Annotated in this window: 13 protein-coding genes and 2 pseudogenes; 8 read left to right on the top strand and 7 right to left on the bottom strand. The window is 71.1% G+C overall.

The genetic code is table 11. From position 1 onward, the window contains the following. Positions 1 to 18: 18 nt before the first annotated feature. From O1G22_RS27830 to O1G22_RS27815, 4 genes and pseudogenes are all read left to right on the top strand, one after another. Entirely contained in the window at positions 19 to 915 is an 897-nt protein-coding gene (locus O1G22_RS27830) for a TauD/TfdA dioxygenase family protein (protein ID WP_270086563.1), read from the top strand. A gap of 121 nt (positions 916 to 1,036) precedes the next feature. Further along, positions 1,037 to 2,434: an amino acid permease gene (locus tag O1G22_RS27825; protein ID WP_270083826.1), complete on the top strand. Its 1,398-nt coding sequence runs from the start codon at positions 1,037 to 1,039 to the stop codon at positions 2,432 to 2,434. Between the two features lie 5 nt (positions 2,435 to 2,439). Further along, positions 2,440 to 2,559: pseudogene (locus O1G22_RS27820) on the top strand (superoxide dismutase); the annotation flags it as partial. Positions 2,560 to 2,671: 112 nt separating this feature from the next. Beyond that, positions 2,672 to 3,106 carry a DUF3887 domain-containing protein gene (locus O1G22_RS27815; RefSeq protein WP_270083825.1) on the top strand — a complete coding sequence of 145 codons (435 nt, stop codon included), beginning with the start codon at positions 2,672 to 2,674 and terminating at the stop codon, positions 3,104 to 3,106. Positions 3,107 to 3,141: 35 nt separating this feature from the next. On the opposite strand, the gene O1G22_RS27810 is transcribed toward O1G22_RS27815, so the two are convergent. Beyond that, positions 3,142 to 3,792 (bottom strand): mycothiol-dependent nitroreductase Rv2466c family protein, encoded by a 651-nt coding sequence (locus O1G22_RS27810; protein WP_225100867.1) that lies wholly within the window; start codon positions 3,790 to 3,792, stop codon positions 3,142 to 3,144. Between the two features lie 136 nt (positions 3,793 to 3,928). On the opposite strand from O1G22_RS27810, the gene pepN reads away from it, so the two are divergent. From pepN to O1G22_RS27790, 4 genes and pseudogenes are all read left to right on the top strand, one after another. Then, entirely contained in the window at positions 3,929 to 6,535 is a 2,607-nt protein-coding gene (gene pepN / locus O1G22_RS27805; RefSeq protein ID WP_270083824.1) for an aminopeptidase N, read from the top strand. 194 nt (positions 6,536 to 6,729) lie between these two features. Further along, positions 6,730 to 7,770, top strand: a complete 1,041-nt coding sequence (locus O1G22_RS27800; RefSeq protein ID WP_270083823.1) for a hypothetical protein — start codon at positions 6,730 to 6,732, stop codon at positions 7,768 to 7,770. 161 nt (positions 7,771 to 7,931) lie between these two features. After that, positions 7,932 to 8,741, top strand: coding sequence for an SGNH/GDSL hydrolase family protein (locus tag O1G22_RS27795; protein WP_270083822.1), 810 nt, complete (start codon positions 7,932 to 7,934; stop codon positions 8,739 to 8,741). Positions 8,742 to 8,797: 56 nt separating this feature from the next. Next, a pseudogene (locus tag O1G22_RS27790) lies at positions 8,798 to 9,166 on the top strand (GNAT family N-acetyltransferase); the annotation flags it as partial. Here the strand turns inward: O1G22_RS27790 and O1G22_RS27785 are convergent. The 6 genes from O1G22_RS27785 to O1G22_RS27760 all read right to left on the bottom strand — a co-directional run bounded on the left by O1G22_RS27785 (position 9,116) and on the right by O1G22_RS27760 (position 15,655). Further along, the gene (locus O1G22_RS27785) at positions 9,116 to 10,507 is read right to left on the bottom strand and encodes a glycosyltransferase (RefSeq protein WP_428986410.1); all 1,392 of its coding nucleotides are present in this window, start codon (positions 10,505 to 10,507) and stop codon (positions 9,116 to 9,118) included. The pseudogene O1G22_RS27790 and the gene O1G22_RS27785 sit on opposite strands and share 51 nt — an antisense overlap. A 127-nt stretch (positions 10,508 to 10,634) precedes the next feature. Beyond that, a complete protein-coding gene (locus O1G22_RS27780) occupies positions 10,635 to 11,765 on the bottom strand; it encodes a serine hydrolase domain-containing protein (RefSeq protein ID WP_270083821.1) in 1,131 nt (376 codons plus the stop codon). 106 nt (positions 11,766 to 11,871) lie between these two features. Further along, complete coding sequence (locus O1G22_RS27775) at positions 11,872 to 13,632, bottom strand: TIGR03767 family metallophosphoesterase (RefSeq protein WP_270083820.1); 1,761 nt, start codon at positions 13,630 to 13,632, stop codon at positions 11,872 to 11,874. Positions 13,633 to 13,843: 211 nt separating this feature from the next. Then, positions 13,844 to 14,308 (bottom strand): NUDIX hydrolase, encoded by a 465-nt coding sequence (locus tag O1G22_RS27770; RefSeq protein ID WP_270083819.1) that lies wholly within the window; start codon positions 14,306 to 14,308, stop codon positions 13,844 to 13,846. 9 nt (positions 14,309 to 14,317) lie between these two features. After that, entirely contained in the window at positions 14,318 to 15,205 is an 888-nt protein-coding gene (locus tag O1G22_RS27765) for a pyridoxamine 5'-phosphate oxidase family protein (RefSeq protein ID WP_270083818.1), read from the bottom strand. A gap of 3 nt (positions 15,206 to 15,208) precedes the next feature. Continuing rightward, positions 15,209 to 15,655 (bottom strand): VOC family protein, encoded by a 447-nt coding sequence (locus tag O1G22_RS27760; RefSeq protein ID WP_270083817.1) that lies wholly within the window; start codon positions 15,653 to 15,655, stop codon positions 15,209 to 15,211. Positions 15,656 to 15,753 lie beyond the last annotated feature (98 nt).

Below are 15,753 nucleotides of genomic sequence, written 5' to 3'. Positions count from 1 at the left end.
CATCCGAAAGGAACTGCCATGTCCATCGAGATCACCAAGGTCACCGCCCGCATCGGCGCCCGCGTATCCGGCGTCGACATCACCCGGCCCCTCGCCCCGGAGGAGGTCACCGCGATCCGTGAGGCGCTGGGCGTCCACAAGGCGCTCGTCTTCGAGGCGGGCGATCTGGACGACGCCGGCCAGCAGGCCTTCGCCCGCCACTTCGGCGACCTGACCACCGCGCATCCGACGGTCGGCGCGGTCGACGGCGCGCCGAACGTGCTGCCCGTGGACAGCGAGCGGGGCCGGGCCAACCACTGGCACACCGATGTCACCTTCGTCCTCAACCCGCCGCAGGCCAGCACCCTGCGCTCGCTCACGATCCCGCCGTACGGCGGCGAGACCCTGATCGCGAACGCGGCCGCCGCCTACCGCGATCTGCCCGAGCCGCTGCGCCGCTTCGCCGACACCCTGTGGGCCGAGCACACCAACGACTACGACTACGCGGTGCCGGACGAGGAGGTCGACGAGGAGCGGGCGGCCCAGCGCGCCCAGTTCACGTCCATCACGTACCGCACCGCGCACCCGGTGGTCCGCGTCCACCCGCTGACCGGCGAACGCGGCCTGTTCATCGGCGGGTTCGCGCAGCGGATCGTGGGCCTGTCCACCGGCGAGTCCCGCAAGGTGCTCGACCTCCTCCAGGCGTACGTCACCCGCCCGGAGAACGTCCTGCGCCACCGCTGGGCGGAGCGCGAGCTGGTCCTGTTCGACAACCGGATCACCCAGCACTACGCGATCGACAACTACGACGGACAGCCGCGCCGGCTGCACCGGGTGACCGTCGCCGGTGACGTCCCGGTGGGCATCGAGGGCAAGGAGAGCTACTCGATCGAGGGCGACGCCTCGCACTACACACCCGTACTCGCGGCCGCGTAACCGATCATTCACCCTGCGTACGACAGGTGTCCGGATAGTGGGCGGCTCGTCGGCCTGAGCGGACGGGCCGCCCACACTGGCGGGGTTTTTACCCACCCATGACAGGGGGAGAGCCGCGCCCATGCCCGCACCGGAACCGACGACCGAGACGCCGCCCCAGCAACAGCCACAGGACGGCGCCTCCCTCTCGCACGGCCTCAAGCAGCGCCATCTGTCGATGATCGCCCTCGGCGGGGTGATCGGCGCGGGCCTGTTCGTCGGCTCGGGTGCGGGCATCGCCGCCGCCGGCCCGTCGATCGTGATCGCCTACACGGTCTCCGGCCTGCTGGTGATGCTGGTGATGCGGATGCTGGGCGAGATGTCGGCCGCGTACCCGTCCTCGGGCTCCTTCTCGGCGCACGCCGAGCGGGCGATCGGCCCCTGGGCGGGCTTCGCCGCCGGCTGGTCCTTCTGGATCCTGCTGTGCACGGCCGTCGGCCTGGAGGGCATCGGCGCGGCCCACATCGTCTCCGGCTGGGTGCCCGGCACGCCCGAGTGGCTGTGGGTGGCGCTGTTCATGGTCGTCTTCTGCGGCACGAACCTGGCCGCCGTCCGTAACTTCGGCGAGTTCGAGTTCTGGTTCGCCACGCTGAAGGTCGGCGCGATCTCCCTCTTCCTGGTCCTCGGCGTGCTGGCCATCGCAGGCGTCCTGCCCGGCACGGACGCGCCCGGCACCGCCAACCTGTCCGACTTCTTCCCGCACGGCAGCAACGGCCTGATCATCGGCCTGCTCGCGTCCGTCTTCGCCTACGGCGGCCTGGAGACGGTCACCATCGCGGCGGCCGAGTCGGAGAACCCGGTGCGGGGCGTGGCGTCCGCCGTCCGCACGGCCATGTGGCGCATCGCCCTCTTCTACATCGGCTCGATGGCGGTCGTGGTCACCCTGGTCCCGTGGAACTCGGCGGAGGTCGTCGCCAAGGGCCCGTACGTCGCCACGCTCGACCACCTGGGCATCTCCGGCGCGGGCCGGCTGATGAACGTGGTCGTCCTGGTCGCCCTGCTCTCCGCGATGAACGCCAACATCTACGGTGCCTCGCGCATCGCCTACTCCCTGGTCGACCGCGGCCAGGGCCCGAAGGCGCTGGCGAAGCTGTCCGGCGGGGTCCCGCGCATCGCGGTCCTGACCTCCTCCGTGCTGGGCTTCGTGTGCGTGCTGCTCAGCTACTGGCGGCCGGACGACATCTTCAAGTGGCTGCTGAACATGATCGGCGCGGTCATCCTGGTCGTCTGGATCTTCATCGCGGTCTCCCAGCTCCTGCTGCGCCGCCGCATCGAACGCGAGAGCCCCGAGAAGCTGGTCGTGCGCATGTGGGCGTTCCCGGTCCTCACCTGGGTCGCCCTGGCGGGCATGGCCGCGATCTTCGTCCTGATGGCCCGCGAGGCGGACACCCGGGTGCAGCTGTACTTCACCGGCGGGATGACGGCGGCCCTGGCGGCCGTGGGGTACGGATGGCAGAAGGTGCGGGCCAAGAGCGGCTGACGCCCACGCTGGAGCAGCCGGCGAAGGCGCGGGACAAGGAGAGCTGGGGCTCGGTCAACGGGCTGGAGAAGAACCTGGCCTTCCATCTCCCCGGGCACATCCTGCACAGCATCCGCTGGCAGAACCCTTCACGACGGCAGGCGGAGGAACGGAGAGGCCCGTGAGGACGTGACTCACGGGCCTCTCCGCTCGTCCGCCCGGCAGGCGAGGGACGGGCGCGGGGCGCACGATGAACGTATGTCTGCCAACGACATCGCACCCGGCGGCAAGCGGCGACTCGTCCGGGCTGTGGCCACGCTGGCGCTGGCCGCATCCGCACTCCTGCCGGCCGCCGGTTACGCACCGGCCGCGCCTCAGGACGACGCGATCGCCCTGCAGACGCTCAATGACATCGTCAAGGGCGACTACACCGCCGCCACCGCCCACTTCGACGCCACCGTGCGCAGGCAGCTGCCGCCGGAGGCACTGAAGCAGGCATGGAGCAACTACCAGGAGCAGTTCGGGCGTTACATGTCCCACCAGCGACCCGAGGACGCCAAGGCCGACGGGTTCACCGTGGTCAGCGTGCCCCTTCGCCTGGAGCGCGGGCCCGGTGAGTTCCGCGTGAGCTTCGACAACGGCGGCGCCGTCTCCGGCCTGTTCTTCCTCAGGCCCGGCGTGCCGCTCTCGTAGTCACCGGTCTCGCATCCGGACCCGCCCGCCACGGGCTACAGGTTGCTGAAGTCCGGCCCCTGGGTCCGGGTCCGCTTGATCTCGTAGAAGCCCGGCACCGACGCCACCGCGAGCGTGCCGTCCCACAGGCGGGCCGCCTCCTCGCCCTTCGGGGCGGGGGTGACGACCGGGCCGAAGAAGGCGATCTGCTCGCCGTCGGCGCCCGGGACCGCGATGACAGGGGTACCGACCTCCTGGCCGACCTTGTCGATGCCCTCCTTGTGGGAGGCGCGCAGCTCGGCGTCGAACTCGAAGTCCGTCTGCTCGGCGTACTCGATCAGCTCGGCGGGCAGGCCGACGTCCGCGAGGGCGCCGGCGATGGCCTCCAGGGTCGGGCCCTCGCCGTTGTTGTGGATGCGGGTGCCGAGCGCCGTGTAGAGCGGGCCGAGGATGTCCTCGCCGTGCTTCTGCCAGGCGGCGGTGACCACGCGGACCGGCTGCCACGCCTTGGTCGCGAGCATGTCCCGGTACTGCTCGGGCAGCTCGTCCAGCTTGTCCTCGTTGAGGACGGCGAGGCTCATGATGTGCCAGCGGACCTCGATGTCGCGGACCTTCTCGACCTCCAGCACCCACCGGGAGGTCATCCAGGCCCAGGGGCACAGCGGGTCGAACCAGAAGTCGACGGGGGTCTTGCCGGACTCGGACATGGTTCTCCTCAGGGAACGACTCTTTTGAAACGTCAACGACAGCCGCGCGGCCATGATTCCCTGCTGCCCGCTGTCAGGGGCACATGGCAGGATCGGCCCTGTCCATATGCCGAACACCACCCGAGGAGTGCCGCCCGTGCCCGGTGAGAATCTGTCCCGCGACGAGGCCAGGGAGCGGGCCGCCCTGCTGTCGGTCGACGGATACGACGTGTTCCTGGACCTCCGGTCCGCCGTCGGCGAGGGGGACGGCGAGCCGCGCACGTTCCGCTCGGTGACCACGATCCGCTTCCGCAGCAACGAGCCGGGCGCCACGACCTTCGCCGACCTGATCGCACCGAGCGTGACGTCGGTGTCGCTCAACGGGCGGGACCTGGACCCGGGCGAGGTCTTCGACGGCGCGCGGATCACGCTGGAGGACCTGGCGGCGGAGAACGAGCTGGTGGTGGACGCCCAGTGCGCCTACTCCCGCACCGGTGAGGGCCTGCACCGCTTCGTCGACCCCGAGGACGGCGAGGTCTACCTCTACACCCAGTACGAGCCGGCCGACGCCCGCCGCGTCTTCGCGAACTTCGAGCAGCCGGACCTGAAGGCGCCGTACCGCTTCGAGGTCCAGGCGCCCGAGGGCTGGACGGCGTGGAGCAACGGCGCGGGCGAACTGGCCGACGGGGTGTGGAAGTTCGCCGAGACCAAGCCCATCTCGACATACATCACCTGTGTTGTGGCGGGGCCGTACCACTACGTCACCGACTCCTACACCCGTACCTTCGAGGACGGTACGAAGCTGGAGATCCCGCTCGGCGCGATGTGCCGCAAGGGGCTGGCTCCGCACTTCGACGCGGACGACGTCTTCCTGATCACCAAGCAGGGCCTGGACTTCTTCCACGACCACTTCGACTACCCGTACCCGTTCGGGAAGTACGACCAGGCCTTCGTGCCGGAGTACAACCTGGGCGCGATGGAGAACCCGGGGCTGGTGACCTTCCGCGAGGAGTACATCTTCCGCGGGAAGGTGACGCAGGCGTCGTACGAGGCGCGGGCCAACGTCGTCCTGCACGAGATGGCGCACATGTGGTTCGGCGACCTGGTCACCATGGAGTGGTGGGACGACCTGTGGCTGAAGGAGTCCTTCGCGGACTTCATGGGCTCGTTCGCGAACGTGGGCGCGACCCGCTTCACCGGCGCCTGGATCACCTTCGCCAACCGCCGCAAGGCATGGGCGTACCGCGCGGACCAGCTGCCGTCCACGCATCCGATCACGGCGGACATCCGTGATCTGCAGGACGCCAAGCTGAATTTCGACGGCATCACCTACGCCAAGGGCGCCTCGGTGCTGAAGCAGCTGGGGGCGTACGTCGGCCAGGAGGCGTTCCTGGAGGGCGCCCGCCGGTACTTCAAGCGGCACGCGTACGGCAACACACGCCTCGGCGACCTGCTGTCGGTGCTGGGCGAGACCAGCGGCCGGGACATGTCGGCGTGGGCCGGCTCCTGGCTCCAGACGGCCGGGGTGAACTCGCTGACCCCGCAGGTACTGCTGGACGCCGACAGCGGCCGGGTCGCCGAGCTCGCGGTCGTGCAGGAAGCCCCGGAATCCCACCCCGAGCTGCGTCCGCACCGGATCGCCGTGGGTCTGTACCGGCGTACGCCCGAGGGCTCCCTCGAACGGTACGGGCGCGTGGAGACGGACGTGGAGGGCCCGCGTACGGTCGTCGCGGAGCTGGCGGGTGCCGAGGCGCCGGACCTGGTGCTGGTCAACGACGACGACCTGACGTACTGCAAGATCCGCTTCGACGCGACCTCGCTGGACACCCTGCGCACGCACCTGGGCGCCCTGACGGATCCCCTCGCCCGGGCCCTGTGCTGGTCGGCGCTGTGGAACATGACGCGGGACGCGCTGCTGCCGGCGCGGGACTTCGTCGCCCTGGTGCTGACGTTCGCGGGCCGGGAGTCGGACATCGGTGTGCTGCAGATGCTGCACGCGTGGGCGGAGTCGGCGCTGACCCACTATGCGGCGCCCGAGTGGCGGACGGCCGGCGGTGAGCTGCTGGCGGAAGGTGCGCTGCGGGAGCTGCGGGCGGCCGAGCCGGGCAGCGAGCACCAGCTGGCCTGGGCTCGGTTCTTCGCGCGCGTGGCCTCCGCCGAGCCGGACCTGAAGCTGCTGACGGACCTGCTGGACGGCACGTCGGCGATCGACGGGCTGGTGGTGGACCAGGAGCTGCGCTGGGCGTTCCTGGAACCGCTGACCGCGCACGGCGCGGCCGACGAGTCGGTGCTGGCGGCCGAACTGGCCCGGGACGACACGGCGTCCGGCAAGCGTCACCAGGTCCGCTGCCTCGCGGCCCGCCCGTCGGCGGCGGTCAAGGCGCAGGCGTGGGCGCAGGTCGTGGAGTCCGACGTGCTGTCGAACGCCCTGGTGGAGGCGACGATCGCGGGCTTCGACCAGGCCTCGCAGCGGGAGCTGACGGCGCCGTACGCCGAGAAGTACTTCGCGGTGATCGAGCGGGTGTGGGCCGAGCGGTCGATCCAGATCGGCATGGACGTCGTACGGGGCCTGTTCCCGGGGTACCAGGACCGGCCGGAGACGCTGGCGGCGACGGACGCGTGGCTGGCGGAGCACGCGGACGCGGCGCCGGCGCTGCGCCGCCTCGTGCTGGAGGCACGGGACGACCTGGCGCGGGCACTGCGCGCACAGGAGTGCGATGCGACGGCCGGCCCGGCGGCCGACGGCAGCCGAGCTTTGGCCTGAGTTTGCCCGGTAGGTGACCGTTACGAAATTCGGTCAAACATAGCCGTAACCCCTGGTCCACCCCGTTCGGACCAGGGGTTTTCGCTGCCTACTCGGCATCCGAACACCTGACCTTTAGTCCCGTCTTGTCCGCATTCCTCAACGGCCGTGTAACAGCGGTTAAAGGAGGGACGGGGCGCGGGAATCCCGACGCCATGACGCACAACACCCCGCTCTCCCCCCGCCCCCTCCGCCACCTCTCCGAGGTCCACCGCCGCGTCCTGACGACGGCTCAGCTGCGCGCCCACGGCCTGACAGCGGCCGAGGTGACCGAGCAGTGCCGCCCCGACGGCCCCTGGCAGCAGCTGCTCCCGAACGTGGTCCTCCTCCACCCCGGCCCGCCGACGAGCGAGGAGCGTCTGCACGGGGCGCTGCTGTACGCGGCCCGCGAGTCGTCGGCGCCCGGCGTCCCGCCCCAGCCGACGGCGGAGACCCCGCACGCCCCGGTCTACGCGGAGGCGATGATCACGGGCCTGGCGGCGCTGACCCTGTACGGCTTCTCGGCCACCCCGCCCCTGCTCTCCCTGGACCACATCGACGTCCTGGTCCCGCGCCAGCGCCGGCTGCGCCCCACGGGCTACGTCCGCGTCCTGCGCACCCCCGCCCTGCCGACACCCCGCACGGTGACCGGCCTGCCGGTCGCGCCCGTGCCCCGGGCCCTGGCGGACGCGGTCGCGGAACTGACCGACGCCGAGGCGGTACGCCGGCTGCTGACCGAGGCGGTACGCGCGGGCCACTGCGAACCGGCCTCCGTGGTACGGGAGTTGACCCAGGCCAAGCTGCTGAACCGGCCGCACGTGGTCGACGCCGTGGACTCACTCCTGGCCGAGGGCCGCTCGATCGCCGAGGACCGCCTGTACCGGATGGTCGCCGAGTACGGCCTGCCCGACCCGGTCTGGAACGTCGACCTGCGCCTGCCCGGCGGCCCGCACCTGGGCGGCCTGGACGCCTACTGGCCCGACCAGGCGGTGGCGGTCGAACTCGACACCCGCGCCCCCCGCCAGGACGAGGACGCCCTCTGGTCCGAGTACGCCCGCAAGCGCGAACACCTGGAACGCCTCGGGATCACGGTCGTGTACATCACCCCGAAGAAGCTCCGGGACTCCCTGGAACAGCAGGCGGCGGTGGTCCGTACGGCCCTGATGGCGTCCGCCGACCGGGACCCGGCCGCCTATGTCGTGGTGCTTCCCCGGTAGTGACGGACCGGCGGAGCACCAGCGGGGGAAGCAGGAGGGGAGAGGAGGGGCCACCGGGACGATTCCGGTGGCCCCTCCTCGTGCCTTCGTCACGCTGTGCTCTCACCCGGACGGCCGGGACCGGCGGGCGGCGCCGGCCGGGCCACGGTAGACCGAGACGTATGCGACACACCCGGATGGCCGTGTGCTCGGCCGCCTTCCTGCTCGCCACGGCCTGCCTCGCCACCGCCCCCGACACGGCGCAAGGGGCGCCCCGCACGGCCGCCATGGGCTATGTGGCCCTCGGCGACTCCTACTCCTCGGGTGTGGGCGCCGGCGACTACCTCCCCGGCCCCGCGCACTGCAAGCGCAGCAGCCGGTCGTACCCCATGCTGTGGGCGGCGGCCCACCACACAGCGGCCTTCGCCTTCCCCGCGTGCAACGGCGCCCACGCGAGCGACGTGCTGAAGGACCAGCTCACCGCGCTCGGGCCGGGCACCCGGCTGGTCACCCTCACCGTCGGCGGCAGTGACGCGGGCTTCGCCGGCGTCATGACCACCTGCGCGCTGGGCGGCACCGACCGCTGTCTGTCGGCCGTCTCCCGGGCGCGCGCCGCCATGGACGGCGCCCTCCCGCGCGACCTGGACCGGCTCTACTCGGCCATCCGGGACCGGGCTCCCGCCGCGCATGTCGTGGTGCTCGGCTATCCGCACCTGTACCACCTCATGGGCACCTGCCAGGCCGGCCTCCAGGACACCGAACGCGCCGCCATCGACCGGGCCGTGGACCGGCTCGACACCATGATCGCCGAGCGCGCCGCCGACCACGGGTTCGCGTTCGCCGACGTCAGGTCCGCCTTCACCGGCCACGAGATCTGCTCTCGCGCCCCCTGGCTGCACAGCGTCGACCTGCTCAGGCTCACCGAGTCGTACCACCCCACGGCCCTGGGCCACTCGTACGGCTACCTGCCGGCACTCGATCGGGCTTCCTGAGGCCGCTTTCCCGGGGTTCCCGCTCGGCGGCTCGATGTCATGGCAGCATCAGCCTCATGTCCGCCGAACCCACAACCCTCCGCCCCGTCGGTGAGGAGGACCTCCCCCTGCTGGAGCGCTTCCTCACCGACCCCACCGCCGCCGGGCCCTTCCAGTGGTACGGGTTCGCCGACCCCCGGCGGTTCCGGCAACGCTGGGAGGAGGACCGGATGCTCGGCGCGGACGGTGGCCAGTTGGTCGTCGCCGTCGGTGCCGAGCCGCTCGGGTTCGTCGCGTGGCGGAAGGTCGTCGTCTCGGCCTCCACCTACTGCTGGAACATCGGCGCACAGCTGCTCCCCGAGGCCCGGGGCCGGGGCATCGGCAGCCGGGCTCAGCTAAAGCTCGTCCGCTACCTCTTCGCGCACAGCCCCGTGATGCGGATCGAGGCCGACACCGAGGCCGAGAACATCGCCGAACAGCGGGCCCTGGAGAAGGCCGGCTTCACTCGCGAGGGCGTACTGCGCGGCATCGTCTTCCGGGACGGGCAGTGGCGCGACGGCGTCGCCTACAGCGTGCTGCGCGACGACCCGCTGCCCGCCGACGTGTGAGGCGTACACCTCGTCGAGCAGGGTCGCGTAAGCCGCGATCATCCGCGTACGGCTGAACCGCTCCCGGCTCAGCTCCAGGGCCGGGGCCAGATCCGCGCGGCTGGTGATCGCGGCGCTCCAGGCGAGGGCGATCGCGTCCGGGTCCGGCGGGGTGACGAAGCCGAGGCCGTCGACGATCGACGCGCTGTCGCCGATGTCGGTGGTCACCGGGACCGCGCCGCACATCATGCCCTCGATCAGGCACAGCGGGGCCGCCTCCCCGGAGACGGAGGTCAGGGCGACGGCATCGGCGCCGGCGTACACGGTCTCCATGTCGTGCCGTACGCCGAGCAGCCCGATCCGCTCCGCCAGGTGCCGGTCCGCGCCGAAGGCGGCCTCGATGTCGGCCCGCAGGGCGGGGTTCTCGTCGCTCATGCCCGCCCCGCACATCAGGACGTGGCCCTCGGGTTCGCGGGCCAGCCAGGCGCGGGCCGCGCGGAGCAGCAGCGGCACGTTCTTCATCGGGGCGTACCGGGCCGCGAAGACGACCACCGGGGCCGTGGGGGCGATGTCGAGGGAGGCGCGGAAGGCGAGCCGGGCCGCCGCGTCCGGGCGGAAGCGGAGCAGGTCCACGCCGTTGGGGATCACGTGCAGCAGCTCGGCCGGGATGCCCGCCGCCTCGTACGCCGCCCGGGTCGACTCGGCGCAGCACACGCACGCCACCACCGTGCCGTCGGCGATGGCGGCCTTCAGCTCGTCGAGGGCGGGGCCCTGGTTCTCCGGGTCGGAGCGGTGCAGGCAGACCACGACCGGGCGGCGGGGCAGGCCGCCCTGGTTGAGCAGGGCGAGCGGCTGTTCCTTCAGGGAGAGGATCACGTCAGCGCCGGCCATGGACCGGGCCGTTCCGGCCAGCTCCGGGCCGCTGAAGGCGTCCGCGGCCAGCGATCCGTCCACCAGCCCGGCGCTGCGGCCGAGCGAGGTGACGCCGACCCCGGCGGCCGTCAGCGCCCGGTAGCAGGCGTCGTCCTCCATGCGCTGCGAGGTGGCCTCGCGGCGGACCTCGCCGTGGATGCTGAGCACCTGGTGGGACTGGCCGCCCTCGGCCAGTCCCAGGACGACGTCGCTGTGCACGATCCGGGCTCCTCCGGAGAAGAAGCCCTCGTAGACCGACAGCACACGCAGTTCGTGCGAAGCGCGCACAGCACCACCCGCCTTGCATAAATGATCGAGAAGATCGAGCCATCCCCGTCCACAGCGGGTTAGCCGTTATGAGGCGGTACGGACATTGCGTGCGCGTTAACAGGGAATGACGCGGGTGAAACGGTGCCTAACAGAATTCCCCATCCAGCACCGCGTCCGAGTCACCCGACCAGTCACCGTTGAAATTGAACGCCAGGGAATGCCGGCCGTCGGCCGTCGTCACCGCCTCCGAGACCGATCCGTGGATGCCTCCGCCGTGCCCCCAGACATGAACACCACAGGTCAGCCGGGTGTCCATGAGGCCGAGGCCATAGCGTGCGTGCGGGATGCCGGTGGCCTCGACCGTGGTCTTCATTTCCTTCAGCCGCTCGGGCGGAAGGAGTTTTCCGCCGAGCAGGGCGCGGTAGAAACGATCGAGGTCGGCGGATGTCGAGATCATTTCACCGGCGGCGGAGGCGAGGGAGGGGTTGAGGTTCGTGACGTCGTACGTCGAACCGTTCGGATCGGTGAATTTCGAGTAAGAATTACTGCTCGGTCGGGGCAGGGTGACCTTCGTGCCGGGCAGGGACGTGCCCGTCAGGTGCAGCGGCCGGAGAATGCGGCGCTCGATCTCGGTGGCGTACGGGTGTCCGGTCACCTTCTCGATCACCATGCCGGCGAGGACGTAGTTGGTGTTGGAGTAGTGCCAGGCCGCGCCCGGCGCGAAGTCCGGCGCGTGCCGCATCGCGATCGCCACCAGCTCGCCCGGGGTGACGGTGTCGTAGCGGTGCCGTTCGAAGCCCGCCTCGGTGAAGTAGTCGCGGGCGAAGTCCGCGTCCTCGGTGTAGTTGAAGATGCCGCTGGTGTGGTTGAGCAGCCGGCGGACGGTGATACGGCTGCCGTCGTGGCCGTGGCCCCGGACCACCCCCGGCAGCCACTTCTCCACGCTGTCGTCCAGGGAGATCCGGCCCTCCGCCTCCAGCTGGAGCAGGACGGTGGACACGAAGGTCTTGGTGATGCTGCCGACGCGGTAGCGGTCGGCGACGGAGCGCGGCGCGCCTGTGCGCAGGTCGCCCACGCCCGCCGTGGTGGACCAGGTGCCGTGGGAGTCCTTCGCGGTGGCGGTCACCCCGGGCACCCCGGAGGCGACGGCCGCCTCGATGGCTTTCCGGGTGGCGGAGTGGGCGCCGGTGCCGGTGCCGGCTGCCACGGCCGGTGCCGCGAGGGCCGCCGAGACGAGCAGGGCGGTGGCGCCCACCAGGGTCGTACGTACGCGCATGCCTTCCCCCAACCTGTGGTGTCACCCGTGATGCGGGTGCGGTCGGGGGGAGAAACCGGTGCCGGATGCGTGAAGGTTGCTTATCTGTACGCCAGTTGGGTGAGTTTCAGCCCTTCTTGAGCACCAGTTCCGTGTTCCGGTGAACCGCGGTGTTCGCGAGGGTCTTGCTCGCGCCGGGGGTGTTGAAGGCCAGCTCACGGTAGAGGGCGGCGAGACCGGTCTGGGAGAGGTCGGTGAAGTCGGTGCGGTGCGGGGCGGCGGACTCGATCAGCGTGGTGAACAGGGAGACCGTGCCGTCCTTGTTGTCGGTCAGCTCGATGATCCGCGCGAGGTGCGGGAAGTCGACATGTGAGGCGGTGGAGATCTCCCAGAAGGAGCGGCCGCCGGAGACCTGGTGCGGGGTGATGACGTTCTGGTGGACGTGGCCGTTCACCCAGGCCAGGACGTTGGCGTGGGCGGACAGGACCGAGAGCACCTCGGCGCCGGTGTGGCGCTTCTCTGCGGGGCGGGCCGGGTCGGGCCAGGTGTTGGTCATCGTCGTACTGGTGTGGTGGCTGAAGACGACGGCGTAGGAGTCCTTGTTGTCCGTCAGCGTCTTGTCGAGCCACTTCAGCTGGGCGGTGCCGAGGGAGCCGTTGGGCATGCCGCAGGCGTCGGTGGTGTCGAGGCTGATGCCGATGACGTCGGCGGAGATGCGGAAGGTGTAGTACTGGGTGCCCGCGTCGAGGTTCGCCGAGGAGTAGCCGTGCCCGGTCGGACCGTGGCCCCGGTAGGCGGGGTCCAGGTGGGCCTTGAGGTAGTCGGCCGGGGTGTAGGGGGCCCGCTTCTCGTCCGGGGTGACCGAGCGCATCTCGCGGGCGTGCGCCTTGAGCAGGTCGCGGTAGCCGACGCCGTGGGGGTCCTTGTTGTCCCTGATGGCGTCCTGGAGCTTCTTGCCCTCGGCGGCGGAGAGGCTCATCAGCTTCTTGCCGCCGATCGCGAACTCGGCGAGGTAGGGGTCGCCGTGGATGCCGAAGCAGCCGAGGGCGAGGCCGTCGTGGTTGCCGACGGTGGAGTACCAGGGCAGGTTCAGGCCGGGGCTGTTCACCTCGCGGATCGCGGCGGCCAGGAAGCCGTTCAGATGCGGAAGGCCCAGCGCCTTGTCGTTGTCGCGGACGGTGGAGTCCGGCTGCCAGTACAGCTTCAGGCCGCTGTTCTGCACACCCTCGTAGTGCCTCGGGTCCCCGGTGTTGGGGCTGATGCGGCCGCCGCTCATCACCTGCAGGAACCACTCCAGTTCGGAGTGGGCGTTGTTGTCGGTGTTGTCGCCGGTGGTCATGACGAAGCCGAGCGGGGCACCGGTGACGGGGGCGCCCTTCAGGGCGTTGACCCGCTCGACGAGCGAGACGGCGCCCTGCACGGTCAGCGCCTCGTGCGGGCGCCAGGCGTGGACGCCGTTGGAGCGCAGGAACTCCGCGCGCAGCGGGTTCTGGACGTCCTGCAGATGCAGGTCGGTGAACTGGACGAACGCGGCGAGCGTCCTGCGGCGGCTCGCCCGGCCGGACTTGGGCGTGGCCAGCTCGCCGCGCACCACCCGCTGCCAGCCGGGGCCGTCACCGAGGCGCTGGTAGCCGGAGCTGTTCCGGGGCGTCGCGACGGAGGCGAGGGTGGTGCCCTTGGTGTAGGGGGCGAGGGCCGGCTCGGCGATGGCCTGCCGGGAGTCGGCTGCCGGTGCCTGGGCGTCGGTGGCGGCCTCGCTGTCGGTGGGGTGCAGGGCGTAGCCGATGCCCGCGGAGAGCGAGACCGCTCCGGCGGCGGCGAGGACGGAACGACGGTGGACCCCGCGGCCGGAAGCCGCGGAAGTGGCGACAGAGCGTGTGCGCGACATGGCGCGATCTCCCCGAGTGCGAACGCGTCGGCAGTGGTCGCGGGCCGTACGCAGGCGCGAACGCCCCGCTCGCTCTGGATGCTTGGCACCGGGAATGACCTGCGCGTGAACGCGGTGGCAACGCGCAGCGCCGATCACCGTACGTGGATCACGGGGCGGGCGGGCCGCCATGGAGTGGACGGGGAGCGGATCGCGGACGGCCGGGGGGCGGTCACTCGTCGTTCATCCCGCTGGGTACGGGAGGGTCCTCCAGCCGGCCGTGGGGCGGGCGTTCGCGCCAGAGCCGCAGTGCGGTGTCGACCAGGGGGATGCGGTTCAGTCCGGGTACGGCGTCCAGGTCCTGCCAGGCGGCGAAGTCGGTGGAACCGCCGATCTCGTAGCGGAGTTCACCGCCGACCACTTCGCCCTCGTAGACGAGCCGCAGGGCGTGGTGGTCGGTGCGCCGCACGGTCAGCCGGTGCGAGTCCACACCGAGGAGACCGGTCACCTTGATCCGGTAACCGGTCTCCTCCGTCACCTCGCGGCGGACGGTGTCGTACGGATCCTCGCCGTGCTCCATGCCGCCGCCGGGCAGCACCCACTCCGGAGTGCCGTCGGGGGCCGGCGAGCGGGCGAGCAGAAGCTGTCCGTCGCGGACGCACACGGCGTAGGCCGCCACCCTCAAGTTCTCGCGCATGCGCGGACGTTAGCGCGCGATGTCCGGGTTCGCCGGGGAATATTCGGGTGCGGACCAGCGCAGGGGCAGGGCGGCCGGGGTCCACAGGGCCGCGCCGAGGGTGAAGCGGACTCTGCGCTCGCCTCCGTCGGTGAACTCGGTGTGCGCCTCGCCGGTGAGCTGGAGGGTGGTGCCGGTGGTCCAGTCGAGAAAGAGCAGTCCGGCGCGGGGGTCGGTGCGGAGGTTGCCGAGGGTGAGGAACATGGCGTTGCCGGAGTAGTCCGGCCAGGTCAGCTCGCCCGCTGAAGTGACGGTCACGAAGCCGGGGTTGCCGCCGCGGTGACTGACGTCGGCTCCGCCGGGGTGGACCGTGGCCAGGAAGAAGGTGTCGGCGACGCGGATGAACTCCTGCTGTTCCGGGCCGAGTTCGTTCAGCCGGAGCGGGCTGCCCGGCAGACGGTCGGCGACCGTCTCGTACGACTCCCTGCGCTGGATGTATTTGGGGCAGTTGGAGAAGACCTGGTCGGCCTCGACGGCGAAGCCCCTTGCCGTGGGCCGCAGGCGGCCGTTCAGGCGCATGCGCCGGCGGGTCCGGGGGTCGAGGGCGATGGTGCCGAGGTGAGTACCGGGGGCGGTGAGGGCTGTGGTGAGCGGGTCGCCTTCGGCCGTTCCCCCGGCCACCGACATCTGCCTCGGACCCGTCGCCCGTACGAAACCCGGGCTGCCCGTGAGCGCCGACGCCCACACCCGCCCCGTCCCCGGGTCCGCCGCGCCCGCGATCAGCAGGGGCTGCAGCTCCAGGAAGGCCGCCGCGACCGGCTTGATGTCCTGGCCCAGGGAGCGGCCCACGTGGTCGGCCCGGTCGCGGACGCCCATCAGTTCCTGTACGGCGAGCGAACCGGCGTGATAGGTGCCCATGGTTTAGAAGAAGCCGCAGGTCGGAGCGGAGTCGTGCGGGGCGGGGGCGCCGTCCGGGCCGAGCGGGGCGTTGATCTCCAGGCGGATGCCGTCGGGGTCGTGGAAGAAGATGCCGCCCGAGGTGCCGCCCTCCCGGTGGGCGACCACGCCGTCGTAGGCGAAGTCGAACCCGGCGGCCCGCAGCGCGGTCTCGTACGCGCGGACCTGGTCGATCGAGTCCACGGTCAGCGCGAGGTGGTGCAGTCCGGGACGGCCGCTGTCGTACGACCCCCGCGCCTGCTGCCAGAGGGTGACGAGCGGGGCGCCGCCCGGCTCCCCCAGCATCGCCCAGCGCTGGTCGTCCTCCTTGCCCTCGGCGAGGACGGCAAAGCCGAGAAGGTCGCGGTAGAGGGCGAGGGAGCGGTCGAGGTCGGTGACGTTCAGGCCGGTGTGCGCGAGGCGCGGAGCCATGGCGGTTCTCCTTCGGGATTGCTGGGGTCCGGGACATCCAGGATGCCTAACCTTCGTAATTCACGTTAGAGGGTTAGAGTCGAGGGAGTCAACCAGTC

The organism is Streptomyces camelliae (assembly GCF_027625935.1).
Lineage (GTDB): Bacteria > Actinomycetota > Actinomycetes > Streptomycetales > Streptomycetaceae > Streptomyces > Streptomyces camelliae.
Note: the sequence above shows the minus strand (reverse complement) of the source record. Positions and strands in the feature narration are given on the sequence as shown.

Coding starts and splice junctions, on each gene's coding strand:
- O1G22_RS27830 (WP_270086563.1), top strand. CDS start 19: ATGTCCATCGAGATCACCAAGGTCACCGCCCGCATCGGCGCCCGCGTA.
- O1G22_RS27825 (WP_270083826.1), top strand. CDS start 1,037: ATGCCCGCACCGGAACCGACGACCGAGACGCCGCCCCAGCAACAGCCA.
- O1G22_RS27815 (WP_270083825.1), top strand. CDS start 2,672: ATGTCTGCCAACGACATCGCACCCGGCGGCAAGCGGCGACTCGTCCGG.
- O1G22_RS27810 (WP_225100867.1), bottom strand. CDS start 3,792: ATGTCCGAGTCCGGCAAGACCCCCGTCGACTTCTGGTTCGACCCGCTG.
- O1G22_RS27800 (WP_270083823.1), top strand. CDS start 6,730: ATGACGCACAACACCCCGCTCTCCCCCCGCCCCCTCCGCCACCTCTCC.
- O1G22_RS27795 (WP_270083822.1), top strand. CDS start 7,932: ATGCGACACACCCGGATGGCCGTGTGCTCGGCCGCCTTCCTGCTCGCC.
- O1G22_RS27780 (WP_270083821.1), bottom strand. CDS start 11,765: ATGCGCGTACGTACGACCCTGGTGGGCGCCACCGCCCTGCTCGTCTCG.
- O1G22_RS27775 (WP_270083820.1), bottom strand. CDS start 13,632: ATGTCGCGCACACGCTCTGTCGCCACTTCCGCGGCTTCCGGCCGCGGG.
- O1G22_RS27770 (WP_270083819.1), bottom strand. CDS start 14,308: ATGCGCGAGAACTTGAGGGTGGCGGCCTACGCCGTGTGCGTCCGCGAC.
- O1G22_RS27765 (WP_270083818.1), bottom strand. CDS start 15,205: ATGGGCACCTATCACGCCGGTTCGCTCGCCGTACAGGAACTGATGGGC.
- O1G22_RS27760 (WP_270083817.1), bottom strand. CDS start 15,655: ATGGCTCCGCGCCTCGCGCACACCGGCCTGAACGTCACCGACCTCGAC.